The sequence below is a fragment of the Vibrio algivorus genome (genome assembly GCF_030161215.1).
GTDB lineage: Bacteria > Pseudomonadota > Gammaproteobacteria > Enterobacterales > Vibrionaceae > Vibrio > Vibrio algivorus.
This window is the reverse complement of sequence record NZ_BSPV01000004.1, coordinates 518117-542390: the sequence shown is the minus strand read 5'-3', so window position 1 is coordinate 542390 and position 24274 is coordinate 518117. Positions and strand designations below refer to the sequence as shown.

Sequence of the window (24274 nt, the reverse complement as noted above, 5' to 3'; positions counted from 1 at the left end):
TATGAAAAACAAAACTGTTATAGCTAGTGTGATTTTATCGACATTATCTCTGCTTGGCTGTGCTTCTAGCCCGAATTTAGTCACCAGTGATAATGTCGATTTAATCAGTACCACTCAACCGATTTATACTCAAGTCAATCTTCATCCTGATGCAGCCAGAAAGAAACTGTTTACCCTCAATTATTTACAAGATGGCTTTATACCTCGTTGTACTAAAGTGGATATTATCGAAGTCAACAGTAAAGTGATGACATTTAAAGTCCAAGAGACAGGCTTGGAATATATGTATGTTTGGCATAAAGCGACAGGGGATTTTAAATCCGGGATCTTAAGAGACTTTGGTACTTCATGCCCTAGCTTAACTGGTTTAAATAGTACTGACCAAAAAGGGATTAAGGAAGGGCGTGTCTATGAAGGCATGACTAAGCAAGGTGTATTAAATGCAATTGGTTATCCGCCAGCACATGTAACACCAACAACCGATCTGAATACTTGGGTGTATTGGAAAAATCGTTTCAATAAAATGAATGTACTTTTTAATAGCCAAGGGGTAGTAGAAAACATTCAAGATTGATCGTTTAACTTCATGTTATTTTAATAAAAACCGCCTTAATTGGCGGTTTTTTGCTTCTCACCATAGAAATACATTATTAATTCGATAATTATATGAGTGATAAGCGATCTAAGCTCATCAGTGTAATAGAGTGCTTAATCAAGTACTCAGCAGGATGCACTACCACAATAATAAGGATATAAGACAGATGCACAGATTAAAAAGAACGACATTCGCATTGGCTTTCGGCACGTTATTTTCTTTCTCTACAATGGCGGCTCAAGTTCCGGTTGGCGTACAACTTGCTGAAGAGCAAAAATTAACACGAGGTAATGGAGATGAAGTTCCTACATTAGATCCCACTATGTCTTCAGATACATCAAGCTCTCGTGTTATTTCAGATATGTTTGAAGGGTTAGTTACCGAAGATCTTCACGGTAATATTATTCCCGCACTGGCTACTCGTTGGGACATTTCTGAAGATGGCACACAATATACTTTCCACTTACGTGATGCTAAATGGTCAAATGGTGATCCTATCACTGCCGATGACTTTGTTTTCGCTTTACAGCGTATTGTTAATCCTAAAACAGGTGCACCATATTCTTGGTATGTTTCAATGGCGAATATTGTTAATGCAGATAAAATCACCAAGGGGGATGCGACAGTTGATAGCCTTGGTGTAAAAGCCGTTGATGCTAAAACATTGCAAGTGAACCTAACGAAGCCTGTACCACATTTTATAAAGATGCTGGCACATGAAAGTACCTTTGCACTTCCCGAGAAAGTCGTTAAAAAATACCAAGAAGCTTGGACAAAACCAGAGAATATTGTCGTGAGTGGAGCATACAAACTTACCGACTGGGTGATCAATGAAAAACTTGTCTTAAAAAGAAATGCTCAATATTGGAATGACAAAGAAACGGTAATTAATCAAGTTACTTATTTACCAATATCGGATGTAAATGCAGAATATAATCGTTTTCGAACTGGTGAAATTGATATCACAAATGTTGTGCCTCTCGAGTTATACCAAACGATTAAAAAAGATCGACCAGATGAGTTATTAACTATGCCTTCACTGGGAACATATTATTATTTGTTCAATATGAAGAAAAAGCCATTTGATGATGAAAGAGTCCGTAAGGCACTGGCGTATTCCATAGATCGTGATGTTGTAGTTGAGCGAATTTTAGGACAAGGACAGCTACCGGCTTATACCAATACTCCACCGGCAGTGGCTGGTTTTGAAGTGCCTAAATTAGAATGGGCTGAAATGTCACAACAAGAGCGTAATCAAAAAGCTAAGAGCTTACTTGAAGAAGCGGGTTTTGATGAAGGGAACCCATTGAAGTTTGAACTAGAGTACAACACCAGTGAATCACACAAGAAGTTAGCGATTGTGATGGCTTCTATGTGGAAGAAAAATTTAGGTGCTGAGGTAGAGATTGCCAACCAAGAATGGAAAACATTTTTACAAACTCTATCATCGAAAAACTTCTCAGTGGCTCGATACGCATGGATAGGGGATTACAATGAGGCTTCAACATTCTTGTCTTACTTTGATTCGTCAGGATTGAATTATGGAGGTTGGAGTAATGCCGACTATGATGCAGTATTAAAACAAGCATCTTCTGCGCAATCAGAGAAGGAACGTAACGTTTTATATCAAAAAGCAGAACAAATTTTTGCTGATGAAATGCCTGCCATTCCAGTTTATTTTTATACACGATCTGTCTTGAAGAATAAGAAGGTTGGGGGATATAGCCAAGATAATGCTTCTGAGCGCCGCTATACACGAGATTTATATTTAATTAAGTAAAAAAACCATCTTAACTATAAGCCAACACTTCAATGAGGTGTTGGCTTTTTCATATAGATTATACGCTGGATCATGGTTAATTGATGGATGCTCATGAATAATGAGATTAAAGTTTCAAATAGGTTTAAATTATGATTTATATGTTTCTTGTGGTTTTGCTCATTGTGCTGTTGGTGTGGGGGCATTATTTAAAATCAGTATCTAAGCCAAGCTACTGGGTACCAGTGACCATTTCTATCTTTATATTGACTGTCAGCAGCGTGCTCTATTTTAATCTTGGTCATAGTGAATTTTTTCTCTCCGATAAGAGCAACGAATACACTGCCGCGAATAACTTGGATAACAAATCAGCACATGATGTTAATCGTGAACAAGTGGAAAAAATGCAACAACGGGTTTTAGAAGATAAACAAAATGGTGAAAGTTGGTATGCATTGGGGAATGCTTATATGTATACCAATGAATTTGAACATGCCGCTACCGCTTTTTTATATGCAGAGCGTTTAGCGATAAAACCTCAAGCGAATATTTATGCGGCACGAGCAACGGCATTATATTATGCCAATAATCAAAGGTTTGATTCAACCATCAAAACTTTGCTCGATAAAGCGCAAGCGATTGATCCAGACAATGTTCCAACATTAATGCTGATTGCATCGGATCACTTTCTAAATGCAGAATATCAAGATGCAATTGATACTTGGCAACACGCGCTTGATACTGGTCATGCAGATGTTGATAGGATTGCGATTATTAAAGCTATCAATCAGGCAAAACAGTTCATTAACTAATGATAATTTACGTTTAAGGTTATACCACTCGTACTAATTACCTGATCATTCTTGCTTGTTAAAAACTTCGATAACGTCGTTAATATTTTTGTTTGTAGAATCACTACTTAACGAAAAATATTGCCTTGTTCTCAAAGTTTTTCCTACGCAATTTCTGACCAGCTAATTAACCTCAGCTTCGGATAAGAGTGCCACAATAATTAACCTAACCCACTGATATACAAAATGATAAAAACATCTGTCAGACATCTAGGGTGGATGACTTTCTCTCAATGCTGCAATTTGGGATGGATAACAAGGCAAAATCATAAGTCAATAGCTGGCCTATTGCGTTGATTTTAACGAAGTTAGACGCCTAAAGTGCTGTATTGAGTGACTTCTAGTTATCCGCAGCTGAGGTTGATTACTGTGATTGGTATTAAATATACAAAAAGCCCCAAAACTGTATAAGTATTGGGGCTTTATTGTGAGGTGGGTTAACTCTTATTGAGGGTAGGTTGCCTCGCGAATATCGGCTTCTTTATCCCATTCCGGTATAACGTTTTTCAAGAAATCATCTTTTTCTTGATTCATACCCTTCATATCCATTCCAAGCGCAGCTTGTGCTTTTTCTTTGGTCGAAATATCAGGAATTTGAATTGGGTCGGTAATACCATGTTTCGCGAGTACGCGGATGAGTTTGGTTCGAGCATCTGTTGCACGGTCAACTGATGTCCCTAATACGCGTAAAGCGACTTCAGGAGCATGCATATGAACTCCATGAGAGGCAATAGCATAGTCCCAGCGCCACTGAGCGTGACGAATATCCATTAGAATATCTTTCATTTCTGCTTCAGTTGCGCCAGCTTCCCAAGCCGCTTTTGCCTCAAAGTGTGCAGCAACAAGTTGCTTCTCAGCGATCAATTTCATCTCTTGCACTTTGTCTTTGCGAGATTTCACAATATCCATCATGGATTGCTTATCTTGCGTATGACATTGCGCACAAGTGTCTTCAAATCGATCAAATGGGTTACCTACTTTATGGTCGGTATACACTTTACCTTGCTTATTTTTCACTTTAGGCATGTGACAATCCACACAAGCTACGTTGTTTTTGCCGTGTATACCCATTTGCCAAGTTTCATATTCTGGGTGTTGAGCTTTAAGCATTGGCGCTTTAGATAAAGGGTTTATCCAATCACTAAAGCCAATTTCATCGTAGTATTTTTCAATAGAGTCAACATCTACGCCTTTATCCCAAGGGAATTTAACTGCATTCTTTTTGTCTTTTTGGAAATAGTATTCAACATGGCATTGACCACAAACTTGAGATTGCTGTCCGAATCTATCTTGTTTATCAAAATCACGGTCGATGGCATGCATTGCTCTGGAAGCAAATGGACGGGCAACACGTAAGGCTGGTTTGCCATCTTTAAAATCATCACTTTGAGTATCATGGCAATCAGCACAACCGATTGGGTTAATTATCTGAGAGCCTAAGCGAGACCACTTGCCATCAAAATAGCCATCTTCACCACGCTCATCAATCACTCGTGGGACGTCAGGGCTCTTACAGCTCCAGCATGCCATTGGCATAGGACCCGATTTGGCATCTTTAGGGCCACCTGTACGTAGGGTATTACGAACATCGGTGACAGCGTAAAAGTGTCCTCTTGGTGCATTGTAGTCTTTAGCAAAACCGTAACCAGCCCATAAAATCACCATATTAGGGTCACTTTGTAGTGCATCGGTTATATGTTCACTTTTAGAAGTGTTTTTCCAGCTTTGGTATTGCTCGGGATGGTCCGGTTCGAATTTTTCATTTCGAGGGTCGAACTTCATTATTTGAGTAGCGGATTGGGTTGTTTCTGCTTGCTCGTTAGCGTAGGTAGAAATTGGGTTTACCAAAAGGGTCATACCTAATAACGATAGCAGTGCTGAATTAACCACAGGGGCTTTCCAGTTAATATTCACGATCATCACTCCATTATTGTAAATACATATCAAGTGTTGTTGTGGGCAGTTGATAACAATGAGAGTGCAGGTGAATATTAGCAAAAACCCTTATTTCTTTAAGGTTAAAGTGACGCTGAATTGATTGATATCAAATAAAGGTATATTAAAAATATAGGTTTTATAAATTGTTAACCAGATCGGGTTTTTTGTCCTTTAGTGGTATTACATTTTGTAACGTTAAGTGTTGTGGCTAAACAAATTTGATGACATGAGTTGCACTAATTGCAAGTGAGCCCTTGAGGTGTATTTGCAAAATATAAATACAAAACCATTAACAGCTTGTTTTAAAAATAAGTGTTTTGTAATAAATAAGGTGCAAAAACATGGATAGCATACAAAAGACCATCGCAAAGCTATCGGGTATGTTCCTGATATCGGTTGCATTGGTTTTTTCATTCAATACGTTAGCGAGTTCACATGAAAATAACGCTGAGTTAAACCTTCAAGAAACAGATAAAGCTCAAGTGTCCTTTCAACGTGATAAAAATTATGCCTGTACACAATGCCATAAAGATGAACATGATGTTTTGTTAGGGCAGCATGCTAAAGCGTTGAATGAGAAAACAGGAAGAAACATTGGCTGTATTGATTGTCATAATGATATTAGTGCCTCTCATCGTGATGGTGCTCCTAATGTTGTTAAATTTCGTCAAGGCCAAGTCGTTGCCGGAAAGAGTAAACCGGCTCATGATCCTACCTGGGTCAAGACCCAAAACTCACAATGCATAGATTGTCATCAAGGTGAACAATTGCGTAGAGCCAATTGGACTCATGATGTACATGCTTTAAAACTGACGTGTTCCTCTTGTCACTCCATTCACCCAGAAAAAGATCCAATGCAAGATATTGAACGTAAACCTCGGATCAAAATGTGCGTGGATTGCCACTCAGATATGACAAGTTATAAGCAACAGGAGGATAAATAATGTCCTGTTCAAGACGTAATTTTTTATTAGGAAGTGGTGCAGTTATCTTTACCACTGGTGTTGCAACCACTGCGTTAGCGAATGGTAAAAAACTAATTGCTACCGAAACCGATGGCTTAATACGTTATGGAATGGTCCATGATGAAACTTTATGTATTGGTTGTACCGCTTGTACCGATGCTTGCCGAGAAGTCAACAAGGTACCCGAAGGGGTGACAAGGTTAAAAATCAAACGTAGCGAACCTATTGGTGACTTTCCAAAGGCTTCGTACACTTTTGAACGTATCTCTTGCCAACATTGTGATAATGCTCCTTGTATTCATGTTTGTCCGACTCAAGCTGCTTACCGAGATCCTAAAACAGGTATCGTGGATGTGAAGGCTGACCGATGTGTAGGCTGTGGTTATTGTTTAGCGGCTTGTCCGTATCAAGTACGCTTTTTTAATCCTGAAACTAAGGTGGCGGATAAATGCGATTTTTGTCGTAAAACCAACCTAACACAAGGGAAAAAACCAGCGTGTGTTGAATCTTGCCCAACCAAAGCTCTCACTTTTGGAGATTTAAATGATCCTAATAGTGATATCAATAAAATCATTCAAACTCATACGGTTTATCGAATGAAAGTTGAGTTAGGTACTGAACCAAAAATGTACAAAGTACCCAACAATAAAGGGGAGATTTTAGGATGAGTGAGATTATTAACCAAGCTTTTCACTTTGACTCCTTGGTTTGGGATTGGGTGATTGCGATTTACTTATTTCTTACTGGTATGTCTGCTGGTGGAGTAATGATTTCTATCTACTTGAAGAAAAAGGTGATTACTGGCGAAGCATGCAAAAATGGCATTATTCGAGCCAATGCTATTTTTGCCCCACTAGGGATCATTTTAGGTTTAACTATTTTGGTCTTCCACCTACAAAGACCCTGGTTATTTTGGAAGATAATGTTGTATTACAATCCGTCATCAGTGATGTCGATGGGGGTATTGTTATTCCAAATCTATATGGTGGTGTTGTTTGTTTGGCTAGGCATTATTTTCAAAAAAGAGATTTATCAGTTCTTAACTAAGCTTTCAGTTATTCAAGGCTTGGTTGAGCGAGTGTTAACGATAGCGAAAAAGTTTGAAAATCCAATTGAGTGGTTTTTGGCAATATTGGCATTCTTGTTAGCAGCGTATACTGGTTTCTTACTTTCCGCGTTAAAAACCTACCCATTATTGAATAACCCAGTGTTACCAGTGTTATTTGTTTTTTCCAGTGTTTCATCTGGGGCCGCAGCGTGTTTGTTGTTTGGTGTTGTTGGTGGAAAAGAACCGATTAACAGCCCAAGTGTACGCTGGATCCATAAAATTGAAAAACCAGTGGTGGTGTTTGAATTGTTTGTTCTATGCGCATTTTTTGCCGGTCTTTATTTTGGTGGAGGTGCAAGGGCAGAAGCTGTGATAACCGCAATTGGTGGTGGTTTTTGGTCGAATTGGTTTTGGATCGGAGTGATAGGAATGGGGATGTTGTTGCCATTAGCTATGAGCACCTTTACCTCAAATGAAGTTCAACATAAAAAAGCCTTTATTGTCTTTGTGACAGCACTGAGTTTGATAGGTGTTTTGATGTTGAGAACTTTCATTTTGTACGCAGGGCAAATGACGGTGTATTAACATATATCAAAGTGGCTTGGGTGTATGTGACTGAATATAGTTCTAAGTGACTTGAGTATAAAAGAGGGTGTGTAATACACCTTCTTTCTTCTATCAATTTGAATAGGTTTCTATGATTGCTGAGTTAGGCCATTGGTCATTAATTCTTTCGATTGTTTTATCTTTAACTAGTGCCTTTGGCTCGGCTTTTGCTATCTATAAAGTTGACTCCTATTGGGCTAGTTGCAGTCGTTTATTGAGTTACTTGGCATGTGTATGTGTCACATTCAGTGTGATATTTTTGGCCATATGTTTTGTTATTGATGACTTTTCAGTACTTTATGTTGCTTCCCATTCGAATACCCACCTACCTTTTATCTATAAGCTGACGGCTGTTTGGGGAGGACATGAAGGTTCTTTCTTATTTTGGCTGTTTTGTTTAATCGGTTGGACCGCGTTAGTTGCAAAGTTAGGAAAAACAAAAAATCAAGAGTTCCAAAATTGGACATTGATAATTCTAGTTACAATTTCAACAGCGATAGGGGGTTATATTCTATTTGCCTCAAACCCATTTATTCGTTTATTACCCGCAGCATTCGAAGGACGAGATTTAAACCCAATGTTACAAGACATAGGGTTAATTGTGCATCCGCCATTGTTATACCTCGGGTATGTTGGTTTTGCTGTGGCTTTTGCTATGTCTATGGCAACCATGATTACTAAAGAAAACAACCCAAAGTGGGCTGAAGATATTCGTCCGTGGGCATCATCTTCTTGGTGTTTCATGACCGCTGGAATTGTACTTGGTGCTTGGTGGGCTTATAACGAATTAGGTTGGGGAGGCTGGTGGTTTTGGGATCCGGTAGAAAATGCCTCTTTAATGCCGTGGTTAACGGCGACCGCATTATTGCATTCATTAAAAGTGAGTAAGCAGCCGAATATTATGTCAGGTTGGAGCTTATTACTTGCAACGTTTACCTTTTGTTTAAGCATCCTTGGTACTTTTATTGTTCGCTCTGGAGTCATTACATCAGTACATGCATTTGCAACCGATCCCACAAGAGGAATTATTCTATTATCAATTTTAAGTGTGGTGATGATTGGTTCTATGTTGGTCTTTGCCTATCGTGCTGGTCGATATATTCAACCGATGAAGTTTGAATGGCTAAGTTTGCCTATGCTATTTTTCTTAGGAAATGGGTTATTTTGTATAGCAACATTTAGCGTATTACTCGGCACGCTATATCCTATGGTTTATCAACTGTTTGGCTTAGGTAATATTTCAGTCGGTGCTCCGTACTTTAACCAAATTTTTGTACCTATTGTTTTACTTCTGTGCATTTTAATGGGTTTGAGTTCGTTTATTCATGTTCATAGAGTTAACGTTGCTATCCCTTACTTCCATTTAGTTAAACGGCCTTTAATTATATCTATTAGTATTGCGTTACTGGTAGCTGGAATAGGAACTTTTAAGGCTTATCGCACTGAATTTCAATGGTTTGAAGGAAGCTACTCTATCATTGTTATTGCGAGTGTTTTATCTTGTTGGGTGATCGTTGCTTCTATAATGTCTGCTATTAAAGATAACAAAAAGATTGCAATGGCGTGTGCTCATATTGGTGTCGCTTTGATTGTAATTGCTGCAAGTTATGAAGGTTACGCCTCTGTTGAAACCAGTCAAAAAGTCACAAATGGCACTCAGTTTAATTTTCATGATCATCGCTTTGAATATGAAAAGACAGAGTTATTGATTGGCCCCAATTATACTGCGGAGCGTGGGGTTATTCGGATGTTCGATGAACAAGGGCAGTTGGTGAATTATTTAAAGCCAGAAAAGCGCCATTACACAGTGAGAAGTATGGATATGACTGAACCGGATGTTTATTGGAATCATTGGGGAGATTGGTATATCACTTTAGGGGATAAAATTGACAACGATCATTATGCGATTCGTTTGCAATATAAGCCTTTAATGCGGTGGATTTGGTACGGTGGTGGACTGATGGTTTTTGGCGGGCTGATTGCTCTTGTTTTTGGTCGTGCTCGCTCTAAATTATCACTGAATATCAAAGGGCAAAAAGGTCGCTGGTGTGTTGAGTAAATATAGCTTTCTGTGCGTTATATTCGTTTTTATTATATGCAGCTTTATGACGAATGCGTATGCACAATCGACAGTTGCTAATGATCGTAATAGTGTAGAGATTTTTCAGTTCAGTTCTATAAAGAATCAACAGCGTGCTTATTATCTTGCGCGCCACCTTCGGTGCCCAAAATGTCAAAATCAAAATTTAATGGAATCAAATGCTTCTATTGCTGTCGATATGAAGTATCGGGTTTTTGTTATGGTGGAACAAGGTAAAACGGATACAGAAGTTATGGATTTTATGCAGCAAAGGTTTGGAGAGTTTGTATTATATAAACCTAAGCTAGAACATAAAACTTGGCTGCTATGGTTTACCCCAATAGTGCTCCTATTGTTACTTGTTTGGGTAGCTAGTCGATTAGTACTAAAACGGCAGCCAAAGAAGGATTGATCGAAGGCTTAATCTAATGTTATAGATGAATTAAGGCTTTGCTTTTGCTGGTTTTATTTTCAAAAATATGTCTAAAGTTTGAATTTTTTCTCACTCTTTAGCAAAAAGTCAAATATAGGGATAATGACTGAGCGTTATTCATTAAGTTGATTTATTTAACTGAAATTTTTGAGTTATTTGGTTTTATTAACTACCTAATACTGTGTGAATAGCGACTTTAAAAAGAATTTCTAAAGAAAATTTTATACAAACAATCAAAAAAATTTGGCGAAAATCATAAGGTTGGCTTACACTTTCGAAGTTATACTTAACTTTAAGCTTGCTAACTACGTACTAATGCTATAAATACTGCCACTACGGCAGTGATAAATTGAGGGATGTTTTATGGCGCTCACTAAGGCCGATTTGGCTGAAAACCTGTTCGAAAAACTTGGTTACAGTAAACGTGATGCCAAGGATACAGTTGAAGTGTTTTTTGAAGAAATTCGTAAAGCACTAGAAAATGGAGAACAGGTTAAATTGTCTGGTTTTGGTAACTTTGATCTACGTGATAAAAGTGAAAGGCCTGGACGAAACCCTAAAACTGGTGAAGATATTCCAATTTCTGCTCGTCGTGTTGTAACATTCCGACCAGGGCAAAAACTGAAAGCTCGTGTTGAAAATATTAAGATAGAAAAATAAAAACACGTAAGTCACTGGAAGAAAGAAGGTCACCCTATTGAGGTGGCCTTTTTATTATCAAACGTTTTATAGGTGAATAATGCAAGATCAAGAATTTTGGCATAATAAATGGGCAGAAAATAAAATTGGTTTTCATTTAGAAGATGTAAATCCACTTTTAATTAACTATTGGGAAGTTGTATCTGCTGATCGATATCATTCTGTTCTCGTTCCGTTATGTGGAAAAACAGAAGATCTGGTTTGGCTTGCGCAAAAACATAATGAAGTGACAGGGGTTGAACTTAGCAATATTGCGGTACGTGCCTTTTTTGCTGAGCACTTTTATACCCCAATGGTTACACCGCTTAATGGACAGCATGAGTTGTACCAGTTCGATGAGTTGTCTATTTATGCCGGAGACTTCTTCACTGCGCCATTGACGCAATTTGATCGCATCTATGACCGTGCAGCTTTAATTGCACTGCCGGCTGACTTACGTGTTGCTTATGCTGAACGTATTAAGTCATTACTTGCACCAGGTGGGAAAATTTTGTTAGTGACATTGGATTATGACCAATCTGAAATGTCAGGGCCACCGTTTAGCGTACCTGCTAAAGAAATTGAAAGCTTATTTGCAGGGTATAAAGTGACTCATTTAAATCGTGATGATGGTGATAGTGAACATCCAAGAATCAAACAAGGGCTGTCTCGCTTTGCCGAAGAAGTCTGGTTGCTTGAGTCATAATTTTGTTATTGTTGCTCGAAAATAATGGAATCGATATTATTTTCGAGCAACGAGCAACGAGCAACGAGCAACGAGAAGTAACTAGAAGCTGACGTTAACTTTCCTAGCAGCTTTAACGGCATCAGAAATTGCATTTTCAACATTATCACGTCGTGTCAGCGTAACCCCTAAACGACGACGACCATCAATATCCGGTTTACCAAAGAGACGAACTTGAGTTTGCGGTGCAGCAAGTGCTTCTTGTAACCCTGTGAAACTAATATTTTGTGAACACCCTTCAGCGAGAATTACCGCGGAAGCACTTGGCCCGTATTGAGTAATACTATTAATTGGTAAACCAGTAAAGGCACGAACATGTAGGGCGAATTCTGATAGCTCTTGTGAAATTAATGTCACCATGCCGGTATCGTGTGGGCGAGGGGATACTTCACTGAAAATTACTTCATCACCTTTGACGAAAAGCTCGACACCAAATAACCCATAACCGCCCAAAGCGTTTACCACTTTCTCAGCCATTTGCTCTGCGGCAGTTAATGCAGCTTGCGACATTGCTTGTGGCTGCCAAGATTCACGGTAATCACCATCTTCTTGCCTGTGTCCAATCGGAGCACAAAAATGCACACCATCGACAGCACGAACAGTAAGTAGAGTGATTTCATAATCAAAATCGACAAAGCCTTCAACGATAACTCTACCCGCTCCAGCACGGCCACCTTCTTGCGCGTATTGCCATGCAGATTCCATATCCGCTTTGCTCTTAATGATGCTTTGACCTTTACCTGATGAGCTCATGATTGGTTTTACCACACAAGGCATAGAAACAAATTCTACTGATTGTTTGAATTCTTCATAAGTATCGCAAAAACGATAAGGAGAGGTTGTAACGCCAAGATCTTCTGCTGCTAAACGACGAATACCTTCACGGTTCATAGTTAGCTTTGTTGCATTTGCTGTTGGAACAATCGTGACGCCTTTTTGTTCTAACTCAACCAGCTTGTCAGTAGCAATCGCTTCAATTTCAGGAACAACGTAATCTGGTTTTTCTTGGTTGATTATGGCCTCAATTGTCTCGCCATCTAACATATCAACAGTATAACTTCGGTGGGCAACTTGCATCGCCGGAGCATTGGCGTAGCGATCTAGTGCAATGACTTCCAAGCCTAAACGTTGGCATTCAATGGCTACTTCTTTACCTAGTTCACCTGAACCAAGTAGAAGTACTTTTGTGGCAGAAGGAGAGGTCGCCGTTCCAAACATGTCTTTATTCCTATAACAGATCTACTTTGATACCCACGTATTAAGTAGGTAATTAATTGGCGTGATTTTAAAGGTAGGCAAACGTTTGCGCAACAAGTTAGGGAGAATTTCTTTTAATAAAAAGTCCGTAAACTATATTGAAGGTCGTTTACGGACGGTTTATCACCATTGCTTTAATATCTGTATTTAGATGGATAAATAATCAATCGTGATGTCGGGGTTAATCGCTTCCAGTGTAGATTGTGTTTCTGCCAAGTGACTAATGGTTCCACTTGCATTCTCTGCTAGTACCACGGATTCAATATTGGCTAGATCTTCACCAGCTAATAATAATAGGTTAATCGCAACCTGTAGTGGAGGAAGGCTTGGATTAAATGCAGCATTTTCTGCATAACTACCAGAATAAATAGCCCCTGATTGTGTCTTCAATGTTACACCACTGTGATTATTGCTGTATGGCGCATAGCTGTTATTTAGTGCTTTTATAGTAGAGATAATAGCAGCATTGTCGCTATCAAACTGATAACTGTGTTGTTGGTTATCCATTAAGCGAGCTTCGATACCTAAATCTTTAGGACCAAATGATTCAGGTAACAATTCCGCTAATCGATAGGCAGGGCGCTCAGGAAGTTGAATGGATAGGTTTTCAATACCATTTAATTCATTCATAAATTGGCGGCAGTGACCACAAGGTGTGTGGTTGATGGTGATATTTTTTAGCCCTGTTTCACCTTTCATCCATGCATGGCTGATTGCCGATTGTTCTGCATGAACCGTTTGGTTTAACTGCACTCCAGCAATTTCAATATTTGCTCCGAAGTAGATGTTTCCAGATAAACCCTCTGCGATAGCACCAACGTGGAAGTTGGAAATTTCACAATAAGCACGAGTAGCCGCGATAGGCAGTAAGGCGAGTTTAAATTCTGTGTCAGTCATGCCTGATTGCGATAACAATGCTTGATAATCCGTTGCGGAGAAGTGACCACTGAAATCAGCTGTTTGCATTTGAGAAACAATACGATCAGCAAGCTCTGTAGGTAAGTGCGCTACAGATTTTGGATTAATATGTTGAGTCATTAGGTTTCCTTGTAATTCACGTATAAGTGAGTTGCTAAGCTCATTTTTGTGTAATTATATTTTATGGTTACATTTTTATTGTGAAATAAATCAGATTATGGAGTGAGATCTCGTGAGTGAGTAGTTTCAATAGTCAAAAACACTACTTAGATCAGGTTTTGGGAATAAAGCCTCATAGACAAAAAAGGAGCCGAACTAGCTCCTTATAAATACAGTGTTTGGGTTGATCATATTGGTTTAGCCAATAAAGCCGCCAACCCAGAGACAGAAAGCAAAAAATAATGGTGCAAGTATTGAAGTGATAATGCCGCATGTCACTAAGGCGAGGGAGCTAAATGCTGCATCTTCGGCGTCTTTTTCTGCACAGGTTGCTGTTCCTAGAGCATGCGATACCGTACCCATAGTTAACCCTTTTGCTATTGGATGGGTGACGCCTAAAAATGAATAGATTGGGTAAGCAAATACAGAGCCAAATACACCAACAATCAATACTAAGATAGCAGCAATAGCTGGTTCACCACCTAAGTTTTTTCCTATTTCCATCGCAATAGGGGTTGTGACTGATTTACCCATTAAACTTGCTACTAATGTTGGGTCGGTATGCAAAGCAACGGCGATCAACCCGGCAGTAAGCATCGACATCGCACTACCAACGCCACATGCTAAAAAGATGATTTTCCAATTTTGGCGAATTTGTGGCAGTTGTTCGTATAACGGATAAGCGAGCGCAACCACAGCAGGTTGAAGTAGAAAAGTCATCCAATCATTTTGTGCGTAATACACCTCGTAAGGTACATCTAGCGCCATTAGAATAGGAATAATAATCACAATACTTAACAATAAAGGGTTAGCTAATGGATTGTTCACCTTACTAGCAAACCAACGCACCGCAAAGAAAACAACAAAGGTAAGTAGAAGCCACATGATTATTTACCCTCACTTGTTTTATTCGTGAGGATTTTTTGTAGTCCCAGCGCAAGGAGTACTAATACAATGGTGGTTGCACCGACACTGCTAGCAAAAATGGATAAGGCGTTATCAATCAATAAAGGAAAGTGGTCCATTAAACCAACACTGATTGGTACAAACAGAATGATCATATAGCGAATGAACAACTGAGCGCCGGGTTTGACCCATTGTACTTTGACAAACCCTGAAACCAGTAGAGCGAATAAAATCAGCATGCCGAAAATGCTTCCGGGTACGGATAAGTGAAAAAAGTGCTGAATAGCATTACCTGCCCACAAACTCACCATAATCAGTGCGAATGATAAAGCATAATTGAGCATTTGCTTGAACACGTTGGACTCCTAGAACGGAACAAGAGTTAATAAAGCGCTCAAAAGATAAAAAAGAGCGCGGTTGTAAAAAATGGTTATAGTTGTAAAGGTAGTTAAGAAACGAGAGACTCTACATATTGATAGACGGATTTTAGGATCTCGATCTTAGCGGCATCACTTTCATGCTCATGAGCGAGATTCTCAAGGTTGAGCATGTACTCTTCTATATTGTTCTCATAGTATTCACGGCAATGTGTTAGCCATTTTTGCTGTTCAGCTTCGTTCAGTGTCCATGGGTAGTGACGTGCACGATAGCGGAACAACAAAGGTTCGATACGAGCATCTTTCACCGATAAATCTAACCCTGCGAGCTTTTCAGGCTCGGTTTCTCGAATAATATCGATGGTGGTTTTGTCAGCTGGTGAAAAGAAGCCACTATAGAGTTGAGTATCGACGTTATTATCTTGCTTAAATTCACGCTCAATATTGTAGATAGCAATCAGCTTTTCTCGAATTTCTGGGTGCGATTTTAAAAGCGCGAGATTATCTAAACATTGTTTGCGATCAATACCGATTCGATCAGCATTTTCAGCCGTAAGCGTTTTGGCTGGTGCGAGAACAGGACACTTATTAAGGTGCACAAGTTTAAGAGGAACCGGTAGTTCATTCGGTGCAAGATCATCTCGTCTTGTGTACATGCGTTGATGTAGTGTTTCAGCATCTAGCTCAATTAGCGGCGTTGGATCCATTGCGAGGTTTACCGTTATCACTGCATTGTTATTGGTTGGATGCCAAGCCATCGGCACGATCCAACTAATATTAGAGCATTGTACGCCAAACATACCTGAAACATGTACGAGAGGGGTCATATTAACAATATCGACTAGTTCGTTGAGTTTACGCTTGTGTCGCATAGTCAATAGGTAATTGAACAGTTTCGGCTGTGCCTGTTTGATTTTTTTAGCAAGTTCAATGGTTGCAATGACATCGGCCATTGCGTCATGGGCGTTGCTATGTTCAATGCCATTGGCAACAGAAAGATGCTCTAGTTTAAAGCTTGGAAAGCCTTCATCATTTTCTGGCCAGTTGATACCGTCTGGGCGTAAGGCATAACAAGTACGCATAATATCCAGTAAATCCCAACGTGAATTACCATTTTGCCATGACCATGCATACGGGTCGTAAAAGTTTCGATAAAGAGTATAACGAGTCACTTCATCATCAAAGCGAATGCTGTTGTAACCAAGTGAGATGGTATTTGGTGTTGAAAGTTCTTTATGGATGCGACGAATAAACTCCGGCTCAGGTAGGCCATCTTTCACTGCTTTTTGAGGTTTAATACCAGTAATTAATGCCGCTTCTGGTGACGGTAAATAATCACTAGGAGGTTGACAATAAATCACCAAAGGCTCACCGATAATATTGAAGTCCATATCGGTACGGATGCCAGCAAACTGACTTGGTCGGTCTTTGGCTGGACTTACACCCCATGTTTCGTAATCTAAGAAAAAGAAGGTTGGGGCGTTTTCATTACTCATGGGACTTCCAGAAATTTATTGTCTTTAATATCGGTATATTACCCCTAAGTACCACGTAAAGAAATGGCTTGCTTGTGAGATGCGCATTTTTAACTTGTTGAAATTCGCATCTTGAAGTCACCGGGGATAAAATTTTTAGAGATTAAGAGGATGGTGCAACTGAGAGTTTGGCACGAATAAAGTCATTGTGATTAACGTAAAGCAGCTCAGCAACTTTTCGAATAATCGCTTCTTCAATAGGATCAAGGTGATGGTCCGCATAAGCGACTTGCCACATGGATTGAATTAGCTCAAAACGTTGCTGATGTTCTAAATCGCGTAATTGGTCGGTAAATTCATAAAGAGATGCCGAATTTTCTGAACGCAAAGTGGCTTCTTGCAATAAAGTTTTTGCATCCGCTTCGGTTAAAGAAAACAACTTACCTAGCATTTGTATTTTAGTTGCTTCTTCTTTTTCATCAACAGAATGATCGGCTTGCGAAACCTGACAGAGTAAGGCTGCGATCGCTAGGTTAGTATCAAGCGATTGATTTTCTTGGACGTTTCCATCAACGATTTGATTAAAGAAGCTTTTTAAAGATTGAATCATAATGACCTTCATAGCGTTTGTTATCAATATACCCAAGTGACTTCAAGATGCAGAATTCAGAGCTATCATCCAACCCTTTAGACAAGGAAGATTGGCGAAGGAATGTAAGCACCTTTCAAACCAATCTGACGCTGTATATAGGTTTGGATGAAGCTCTCTAAGGGCAAGTTAAAACAAGCTTTATGCTGCATTAAATTGAACAGAGATAGAATAACTATGATCATATTCAATTTGCTTTGCCTAAAGCTTGTTTTATTCTTGCTGAAACTTGCATCTTGAAGTGACTTGGGTATACACCCTAAAACTTTGACATTAAAAATCAAGAAAAGTCTTCATCAATCAAAATGATTTAGCGATATAATGCCGCTTTCTTCACTACCTTCTTGTCAATTTGGAATGTCATGTTTGATATAAATAGTACAGTGATACTCGCGATGGGAATGATTTTCCTTGGTTCATTTGTACAAAGCGCCATTGGTTTTGGACTTGCAGTGGTCGCTGCTCCTTTGTTGTTCTTAATTTCCCCTCAATATGTTCCTGCACCGATAGTAATGGTGGCGTTATTTAACTCTCTTTTTAATGCTTATAAATATCGCAACAATATCTCGATTGGTGGTTTGAAAATGGCGATTTATGGTCGTATTCCCGGCTCTGTTGCAGGGGGGATTTTATTGCTGTATGTATCCAGTTCCGTTTTATCCTTGTGGTTAGGTGGAATGGTGCTATTGGCGGTGTTAATTAGTCTTACTCCAATTCGTTTTGAGCCGACGCCAAACAGAATGGCGGTCGCTGGTTTTTTCTCCGGTTTTATGGGTACAAGTTCCAGTATTGGTGGACCACCAATGGCATTGATTTTACAGCATCAAGATGCCTCTTCATTACGGGGTAACTTGGCGGCGTTTTTTGTATTTAGTTCAATGATTTCTCTGACTGTTCAATACTTTATTGGCTATTTGACTTGGCAGCATGTTGTGATGACAATTCCATTGCTACCTATGGGGTGGCTTGGTTATGTTGCGGCACAAATGGTGGTGAAGTATGTCTCGAAAGAGTGGATTCGGATTTTTACACTCGTGTTGTGCTTAGCCAGTGCCACGACCGCGATTGTACGAGGCTTACAGTTGTAGTCTTAGGGTACATATCCAAGTCACTTGAGTATTAATATTAATTAGGGTGACAGTTTAGATCTCATTTATCCCTGTGTTACAATTTTGATAATTCTATAGTTTATGAGTGCAGTTCGCTATTCACCTGCGCTCTCTAATCGTTTCAATAGGAATCGTTTTGACCAACCCTCATGATAATGCCCATTCTTCTACTGATTCTCTCTCATCACATCAAGAGAATAGTGCGCAGGGTAATACTGCTGGTAGCCTACGTGCCGCATTAAAAGACTGCATGATCCGTGACCGTTTTCGTTTAAGTAAGCGAATTCATGGAGCCAGTAAAATTAAGAAACCAGAAGCGAAAGCGGCTGTGTTTGATGAAATCGCTATGGATATTGCAAAATCTATGATGGTAGTGCAGAACCGTAGCTTGCATAAACCGCATATTGAGTATCCTGAAAACTTACCGGTTAGCCAAAAGCGTGATGATATCGCAGAAGCCATTGCTCATAACCAAGTGGTGATCATTGCCGGTGAAACGGGTTCAGGTAAAACGACGCAAATACCGAAAATATGCAGCGAACTCGGTCGAGGTCGAGCAGGTTTAATTGGTCATACTCAGCCTCGTCGTTTAGCCGCTCGTTCAGTTGCCAGCCGCATTGCTGAAGAAATGCAAACCCCAATGGGTGAGTATGTGGGTTATAAAGTTCGTTTTAATGACCAAATATCCGATAACACTCAAATTAAGCTGATGACTGATGGTATTTTACTGGCAGAAATCCAGCACGACCGTTTTTTAAATCAATACGACACCATCATTATCGATGAAGCGCACGAGCGTAGCTTGAATATTGACTTCATCATGGGTTACTTAAAAGAGTTACTACCGAAGCGTCCTGATCTTAAAATTATTATTACGTCGGCAACCATTGATCCTGAGCGTTTCTCTAACCATTTTGATAAAGCGCCAATTATTGAAGTGTCGGGCCGTACTTATCCGGTTGATGTTCGCTATCGTCCACTTAATCCTGATGATGCTGACCAAGACCTTGATCAATTAGAAGGCATTTTTCAAGCTGTTGATGAATTATGTGATGAACCTGGTTTAGGTGACATTCTTATTTTCATGAATGGTGAACGTGAAATCCGTGACACGGCAGATGCGCTTTCAAAACGTAAGCTTAGAGATACTGAAATCGTACCTTTGTACGCTCGCTTATCATCTGCTGAACAAAATCGGATATTCCAATCTCATACCGGCCGCCGAATTGTTCTGGCGACTAACGTGGCTGAAACCTCGTTAACGGTCCCAGGAATCAAATATGTGATTGATCCGGGTACCGCGCGTATTAGTCGTTATAGCTACCGTACTAAAGTACAGCGTTTGCCTATTGAACCTGTATCACAAGCCAGTGCCAATCAACGTAAAGGTCGCTGCGGGCGTGTGAGTGAAGGCATTTGCATTCGACTGTATTCGGAAGAGGATTTTAATTCACGTCCGGAATTTACCGATCCTGAGATTTTACGCACCAACTTAGCCTCGGTTATTTTACAGATGACATCATTGGGGCTAGGTGATATTGAAGCCTTCCCATTTGTTGAAGCACCGGATAAGCGCAATATTCAAGATGGTGTACGTTTGCTAGAAGAGCTTGGCGCAATTAATCCGAATGCTAAAGATCCTAAAAAACGGTTAACAGCAATAGGGCGCAAACTTGCACGTTTGCCGATTGACCCACGTTTAGCGCGTATGGTCCTTGAATCGGTGAAATATAATTGTTTACAGGAAGTGATGATTATTGCCTCAGCGTTATCAATTCAAGATCCACGTGAGCGTCCTAGTGATAAACAACAAAGCTCCGATGATAAACACAAACGTTTCTTCCATGAAGAGTCGGACTTTTTCACGTTTGTGAATGTTTGGAACTACATCAAAGAGCAGCAAAAAGTCTTATCGAGCAATCAATTCCGTAAGCAATGTAAACAAGATTACTTAAACTATTTACGCGTGCGTGAATGGCAAGATGTGTATTTTCAATTACATCAAGCGATGCGTGAAATGGATGCCAAACTTAATACAGAAGCGGCAGGTTACCAATCTGTCCATACTGCGCTATTAGTGGGTTTACTGTCTCACATTGGTATGAAAGATGCCGAAAAGAGTGAATATCAAGGCGCGCGTAATGCTCGTTTTCATATTTTCCCTGCATCCGGTTTATTTAAAAAACAGCCTAAGTGGATTATGTCAGCAGAGCTGGTGGAAACCTCAAAACTTTGGGGACGTATCATTGCTAAAATTCAACCTGAATGGGTTGAGCCTCTTGCGCCACATCTAATCAAGCGTAGTTACAGCGAACCACATTGGTCGAAGAAACAAGCTGCCGTTATCGCTTCAGAAAAAGTCATGTTATATGGCATTCCGATTGTGCCAAAGCGTAATGTTAATTATGGGCCGATTGATCCGGTTGTCAGTCGTGAAATCTTTATTCGTAGTGCTTTGGTGGAAGGTGATTGGGAAACTAAGCATAAATTCTTCCACCAAAATAGGAAGTTGCTACGAGAAGTCGAAGAGCTTGAACATAAATCACGTCGCCGTGATATTTTGGTTGATGATGATGAGTTATTTAATTTCTATGATCAACGTGTCAGTACCGATGTGGTATCGGGACGCCATTTTGATTCGTGGTGGAAAAAGGTCAGTAAAGAAAGCTCTGAACTACTCGATTTTGAAAAAGAGATGCTTTTTCAAGGTGATGCCAGTCATGTAACCGACTTGGATTACCCAAACTTTTGGCATCAAAATGGTTTGAAATTAAAACTTAGTTATCAATTTGAACCGGGGCAAGACAATGATGGTTTGACTGTTCATATTCCTTTGCCTATTTTGAACCAAGTGAGTCCAGATGGTTTTGATTGGCAGATACCAGGTTTACGTCATGAGTTAGTGGTGGGGTTGATTAAATCACTCCCTAAAGGGTTACGCCGTAACTTTGTGCCAGCGCCAAACTATGCCGATGCTTTCTTATCTCGTGTTGCTCCTATGGAAATGCCAATCTTAGATGCGCTAGAAAAAGAGCTACGTCGTATGACCGGCGTTGAAGTGAAGCGAGAAGATTGGCAACTTGAACAAATTCCAGATCACCTTAAAGTGACATTCCGTGCCGTCGATCATCGTAATCGTAAGTTAAAAGAGCATTACGACCTATACGCGCTAAAAGAAAGCTTGAAAGATAAAGTTCAAGAAACTTTGTCGAAAGTGGCTGACGATGATATTGAACAGCAAGGGCTACATACATGGAGTTTTGGTGAACTGCCGACGGTTTATCAGCAAAAACGTGGTGGCTTTGAGGTTAAAGCTTTCCCTGCTTTAGTGGACGCTAAAGATAGCGTGGAAATCAAGCTATTTGAAACCGAGAAAGAGCAGCAACAAGCAATGCGAGCGGGGCAACGTCGACTAGTGTTGCTTAATGTACCTTCACCGATTAAATATTTGCACAGCAACCTACCTAATAAATCAAAATTAGGATTGTACTTTAACCCTTATGGCAAAGTGCTCGATTTAATTGATGACTGTATTGCTTGTGGCGTCGATAAACTGATTGAACAAAAGGGCGGCCTAGTATGGCAACCTGAGCAGTTTGAAACATTGAAAGAGCATGTTCGTGCTGAGTTGGGCGATACGGTTGTCGATATTGCCAAGCAAGTAGAAACGATTTTAACTACTGCTTTTAACATCAATAAAAAGCTCAAAGGTAAAGTTGATTTAAGCATGGCGTTTGCGTTATCGGATATTAAAGCGCAAGTAGAAGGTTTGATTTTTAAAGGCTTTGCGACCGAATGTGGTTGGAAACGACTACCTGATATTTTGCGCTATTTGAAAGCGATTGAGCGTCGAATGGAAAAATTGCCGATAGATCCAAATAAAGACCGCTTACATATCTTGAAGGTAGAGTCGGTGACTAAGGATTATAAAGAGCTGCTGAATAAGATCCCTAAAGGCATTGAAATTCCGGATTCCGTCAAGGAGATACGCTGGATGATCGAAGAGCTACGTGTGAGCTACTTTGCTCAGCAATTAGGTACGCCATATCCGGTCTCAGATAAGCGAGTTAAGAATGCTATTGATGCCTGTTAATATTTAATTTAATGTTGTTTTAACACGAATTGAGGAACTTTTACTTGATTTTGCAAGGCATCTCACTAATCATGCATCATAAGTTTTAAATATGGATTTTGAGCCACTCTCATTTCCATGAATATGATAATCGAAGGATTCGAAGGTATTACAATGAAAAAAACACTTTTAGCTTTGGCTTTAATGGGTGCAGCGTCACCTGCATTAGCTGACTCATGGCTTTATGCTGGTGTGAACTATGGTACGGCAGATTTTACTGAATCAGGTGCCGGCAATGAAGGTACCTACGGTGTGAATATCGGTACAGGTATTTTGCCATTTATCGGCGTTGAAGCAGGCTATTGGGACTTAGGTGACATCGGCGGTTCTGATTTAACAACTGTTTATGCTGCGATCAAACCAAGCATCAATGTTGGCCCGCTGGAGTTTTACGGTAAACTAGGCGCTAACAAATATGATGTAGGCTCTGGTCAATTTAAGAGTGATGATGGCTATGACATGATGTATGGCGCTGGTGTTGAATACACTGTGCTAGATGGCATTCCTCTAGGTTCGTTGTCGCTTGGTCTTGCTTATAACCACTTTGGCTTTGATAAGTTTGACGCAAATACTTACTCAGTCAGTGCCACATTCCACTTTCTATAAGTAATATTATTTGAAATATGAGCCGTCACTAGTTTAATTATTAGTGACGGCTTTTTTATTTGCGGTTATCAATAGGCTGAATGAATGCAAACACTAACATCAGAAGACAAACAACAGTTACAATCTGCAAAGCAATTATTAGAGAATCCAGGCTTAGCTGCCAAAATGTCTAATGCTATTGGTTCTCCTATCGAGCAAGGATTAAAGCTATTACCTAAAAGTTGGAATAGCACCATTAATGAGGTGACTCAAAAAGCCTTATTAAAAGCCTCTGATGCTGCAATTTATACTATGAAAAGCACTTCAACTGGGCTCGCTTCGAATAGAATTCACAAGTTGAGTGTTGCAGTAACTGGTGGTGTCGGTGGTTTTTTTGGTGTTGCTGGGATTGCCGTAGAACTGCCTATTTCAACCACGATTATGTTACGCTCGATTGCCGATATTGCGCGTGCGGAAGGGGAGTCAATTTCTAATCTAGAGACCAAATTAGCTTGTTTAGAAGTGTTTTCGTTAGGTGGAAAAAGTAAACAAGATGATGGTGCTGAAAGTGGTTATTATGCAGTAAGAACGGCATTAGCTAAGTCGGTCCTCGATGCTTCTGAGTTTCTCGCTAAAAAAACTATTACCGATCAAGGTTCGCCGATTCTGGTTAAGTTTACCGCTGAAATAGCCAAACGATTTGGTATTCAAGTGACTGAAAAAGCGGCAGCCCAAGCAGTGCCAGCAATTGGTGCGGCAGGTGGCGCGATCATTAATACTATTTTTATTGGCCATTATCAGGACATGGCAACAGGGCACTTTATTATTCGTCGCCTAGAGAAAACTTATGGAAAGGACTTTGTGCAACAAGAGTACAATAAGCTTTAATACTAATTCTAACAAGTAACGAGTCACCTTGCTTGTTATCCAGCTTTTTCCCAAGCTAACGTACACTGCCTACTTACTAGATTTGATATAACAATTTATCTCCTATACTGAATAACACTCA

The 24274-nt window shown here is 39.8% G+C and carries 21 protein-coding genes; 14 read left to right on the top strand and 7 right to left on the bottom strand.

Going from position 1 to position 24274, the window contains the following annotated elements; all coding sequences use genetic code 11:
• The first annotated feature begins 1 nt into the window (after nucleotide 1).
• The 3 genes from QQJ93_RS08225 (at nucleotide 2) to QQJ93_RS08215 (ending at nucleotide 3166) form a co-directional block, all read left to right on the top strand.
• On the top strand, nucleotides 2-574 hold the full coding sequence (locus QQJ93_RS08225; protein ID WP_089123026.1) for a hypothetical protein: 573 nt from the start codon (nucleotides 2-4) through the stop codon (nucleotides 572-574).
• 187 nt (nucleotides 575-761) lie between these two features.
• On the top strand, nucleotides 762-2375 hold the full coding sequence (locus QQJ93_RS08220; RefSeq protein WP_089123025.1) for a peptide ABC transporter substrate-binding protein: 1614 nt from the start codon (nucleotides 762-764) through the stop codon (nucleotides 2373-2375).
• 131 nt (nucleotides 2376-2506) lie between these two features.
• On the top strand, nucleotides 2507-3166 hold the full coding sequence (locus QQJ93_RS08215) for a tetratricopeptide repeat protein (protein ID WP_284186069.1): 660 nt from the start codon (nucleotides 2507-2509) through the stop codon (nucleotides 3164-3166).
• Between the two features lie 483 nt (nucleotides 3167-3649).
• Here QQJ93_RS08215 and nrfA read toward each other — a convergent pair whose 3' ends face one another.
• Nucleotides 3650-5113, bottom strand: a complete 1464-nt coding sequence (gene nrfA / locus QQJ93_RS08210) for an ammonia-forming nitrite reductase cytochrome c552 subunit (RefSeq protein ID WP_284186072.1) — start codon at nucleotides 5111-5113, stop codon at nucleotides 3650-3652.
• A 371-nt stretch (nucleotides 5114-5484) separates the two neighbouring features.
• Here nrfA and nrfB point away from each other — a divergent pair, with 371 nt between their 5' ends.
• From nrfB to QQJ93_RS08175, 7 genes are all read left to right on the top strand, one after another.
• The gene (gene nrfB, locus QQJ93_RS08205) at nucleotides 5485-6087 is read left to right on the top strand and encodes a cytochrome c nitrite reductase pentaheme subunit (protein WP_089123023.1); all 603 of its coding nucleotides are present in this window, start codon (nucleotides 5485-5487) and stop codon (nucleotides 6085-6087) included.
• Nucleotides 6087-6776: a cytochrome c nitrite reductase Fe-S protein gene (nrfC, locus tag QQJ93_RS08200; protein ID WP_089123022.1), complete on the top strand. Its 690-nt coding sequence runs from the start codon at nucleotides 6087-6089 to the stop codon at nucleotides 6774-6776. The genes nrfB and nrfC overlap by 1 nt, the downstream gene beginning before the upstream one ends.
• On the top strand, nucleotides 6773-7741 hold the full coding sequence (nrfD, locus tag QQJ93_RS08195; RefSeq protein ID WP_089123021.1) for a cytochrome c nitrite reductase subunit NrfD: 969 nt from the start codon (nucleotides 6773-6775) through the stop codon (nucleotides 7739-7741). The genes nrfC and nrfD overlap by 4 nt, the downstream gene beginning before the upstream one ends.
• Before the next feature lie 112 nt (nucleotides 7742-7853).
• Nucleotides 7854-9821 carry a heme lyase CcmF/NrfE family subunit gene (locus QQJ93_RS08190; protein ID WP_089123020.1) on the top strand — a complete coding sequence of 656 codons (1968 nt, stop codon included), beginning with the start codon at nucleotides 7854-7856 and terminating at the stop codon, nucleotides 9819-9821.
• Between the two features lie 46 nt (nucleotides 9822-9867).
• Entirely contained in the window at nucleotides 9868-10254 is a 387-nt protein-coding gene (locus QQJ93_RS08185; RefSeq protein WP_089123019.1) for a cytochrome c-type biogenesis protein, read from the top strand.
• Nucleotides 10255-10638: 384 nt separating this feature from the next.
• Nucleotides 10639-10935, top strand: a complete 297-nt coding sequence (gene ihfA, locus QQJ93_RS08180; RefSeq protein ID WP_027697326.1) for an integration host factor subunit alpha — start codon at nucleotides 10639-10641, stop codon at nucleotides 10933-10935.
• Between the two features lie 79 nt (nucleotides 10936-11014).
• Complete coding sequence (locus QQJ93_RS08175; protein WP_089123018.1) at nucleotides 11015-11659, top strand: thiopurine S-methyltransferase; 645 nt, start codon at nucleotides 11015-11017, stop codon at nucleotides 11657-11659.
• 81 nt (nucleotides 11660-11740) lie between these two features.
• Here the strand turns inward: QQJ93_RS08175 and purT are convergent, their stop codons facing one another.
• The 6 genes from purT to QQJ93_RS08145 all read right to left on the bottom strand — a co-directional run bounded on the left by purT (nucleotide 11741) and on the right by QQJ93_RS08145 (nucleotide 17400).
• Complete coding sequence (purT, locus tag QQJ93_RS08170) at nucleotides 11741-12916, bottom strand: formate-dependent phosphoribosylglycinamide formyltransferase (RefSeq protein WP_089123017.1); 1176 nt, start codon at nucleotides 12914-12916, stop codon at nucleotides 11741-11743.
• A gap of 186 nt (nucleotides 12917-13102) precedes the next feature.
• Nucleotides 13103-13993 (bottom strand): cytidine deaminase, encoded by an 891-nt coding sequence (gene cdd, locus QQJ93_RS08165; RefSeq protein ID WP_089123016.1) that lies wholly within the window; start codon nucleotides 13991-13993, stop codon nucleotides 13103-13105.
• A gap of 237 nt (nucleotides 13994-14230) precedes the next feature.
• On the bottom strand, nucleotides 14231-14917 hold the full coding sequence (locus QQJ93_RS08160; RefSeq protein WP_162497273.1) for a CidB/LrgB family autolysis modulator: 687 nt from the start codon (nucleotides 14915-14917) through the stop codon (nucleotides 14231-14233).
• 2 nt (nucleotides 14918-14919) lie between these two features.
• Nucleotides 14920-15282 carry a CidA/LrgA family protein gene (locus QQJ93_RS08155; protein ID WP_170143420.1) on the bottom strand — a complete coding sequence of 121 codons (363 nt, stop codon included), beginning with the start codon at nucleotides 15280-15282 and terminating at the stop codon, nucleotides 14920-14922.
• A gap of 104 nt (nucleotides 15283-15386) precedes the next feature.
• Nucleotides 15387-16811: an exodeoxyribonuclease I gene (sbcB, locus tag QQJ93_RS08150; RefSeq protein ID WP_089123013.1), complete on the bottom strand. Its 1425-nt coding sequence runs from the start codon at nucleotides 16809-16811 to the stop codon at nucleotides 15387-15389.
• Between the two features lie 142 nt (nucleotides 16812-16953).
• Entirely contained in the window at nucleotides 16954-17400 is a 447-nt protein-coding gene (locus QQJ93_RS08145; protein ID WP_089123012.1) for a tellurite resistance TerB family protein, read from the bottom strand.
• Nucleotides 17401-17834: 434 nt separating this feature from the next.
• On the opposite strand from QQJ93_RS08145, the gene QQJ93_RS08140 reads away from it, so the two are divergent.
• The 4 genes from QQJ93_RS08140 (at nucleotide 17835) to QQJ93_RS08125 (ending at nucleotide 24153) form a co-directional block, all read left to right on the top strand.
• Nucleotides 17835-18527, top strand: coding sequence for a sulfite exporter TauE/SafE family protein (locus QQJ93_RS08140; protein ID WP_089123593.1), 693 nt, complete (start codon nucleotides 17835-17837; stop codon nucleotides 18525-18527).
• A gap of 157 nt (nucleotides 18528-18684) precedes the next feature.
• Nucleotides 18685-22641 (top strand): ATP-dependent RNA helicase HrpA, encoded by a 3957-nt coding sequence (gene hrpA / locus QQJ93_RS08135; protein ID WP_089123011.1) that lies wholly within the window; start codon nucleotides 18685-18687, stop codon nucleotides 22639-22641.
• Between the two features lie 153 nt (nucleotides 22642-22794).
• Nucleotides 22795-23286, top strand: coding sequence for an outer membrane beta-barrel protein (locus tag QQJ93_RS08130; RefSeq protein WP_089123010.1), 492 nt, complete (start codon nucleotides 22795-22797; stop codon nucleotides 23284-23286).
• A gap of 84 nt (nucleotides 23287-23370) precedes the next feature.
• Nucleotides 23371-24153, top strand: coding sequence for an EcsC family protein (locus tag QQJ93_RS08125; RefSeq protein ID WP_089123009.1), 783 nt, complete (start codon nucleotides 23371-23373; stop codon nucleotides 24151-24153).
• The last annotated feature ends 121 nt before the right edge of the window (nucleotides 24154-24274 follow it).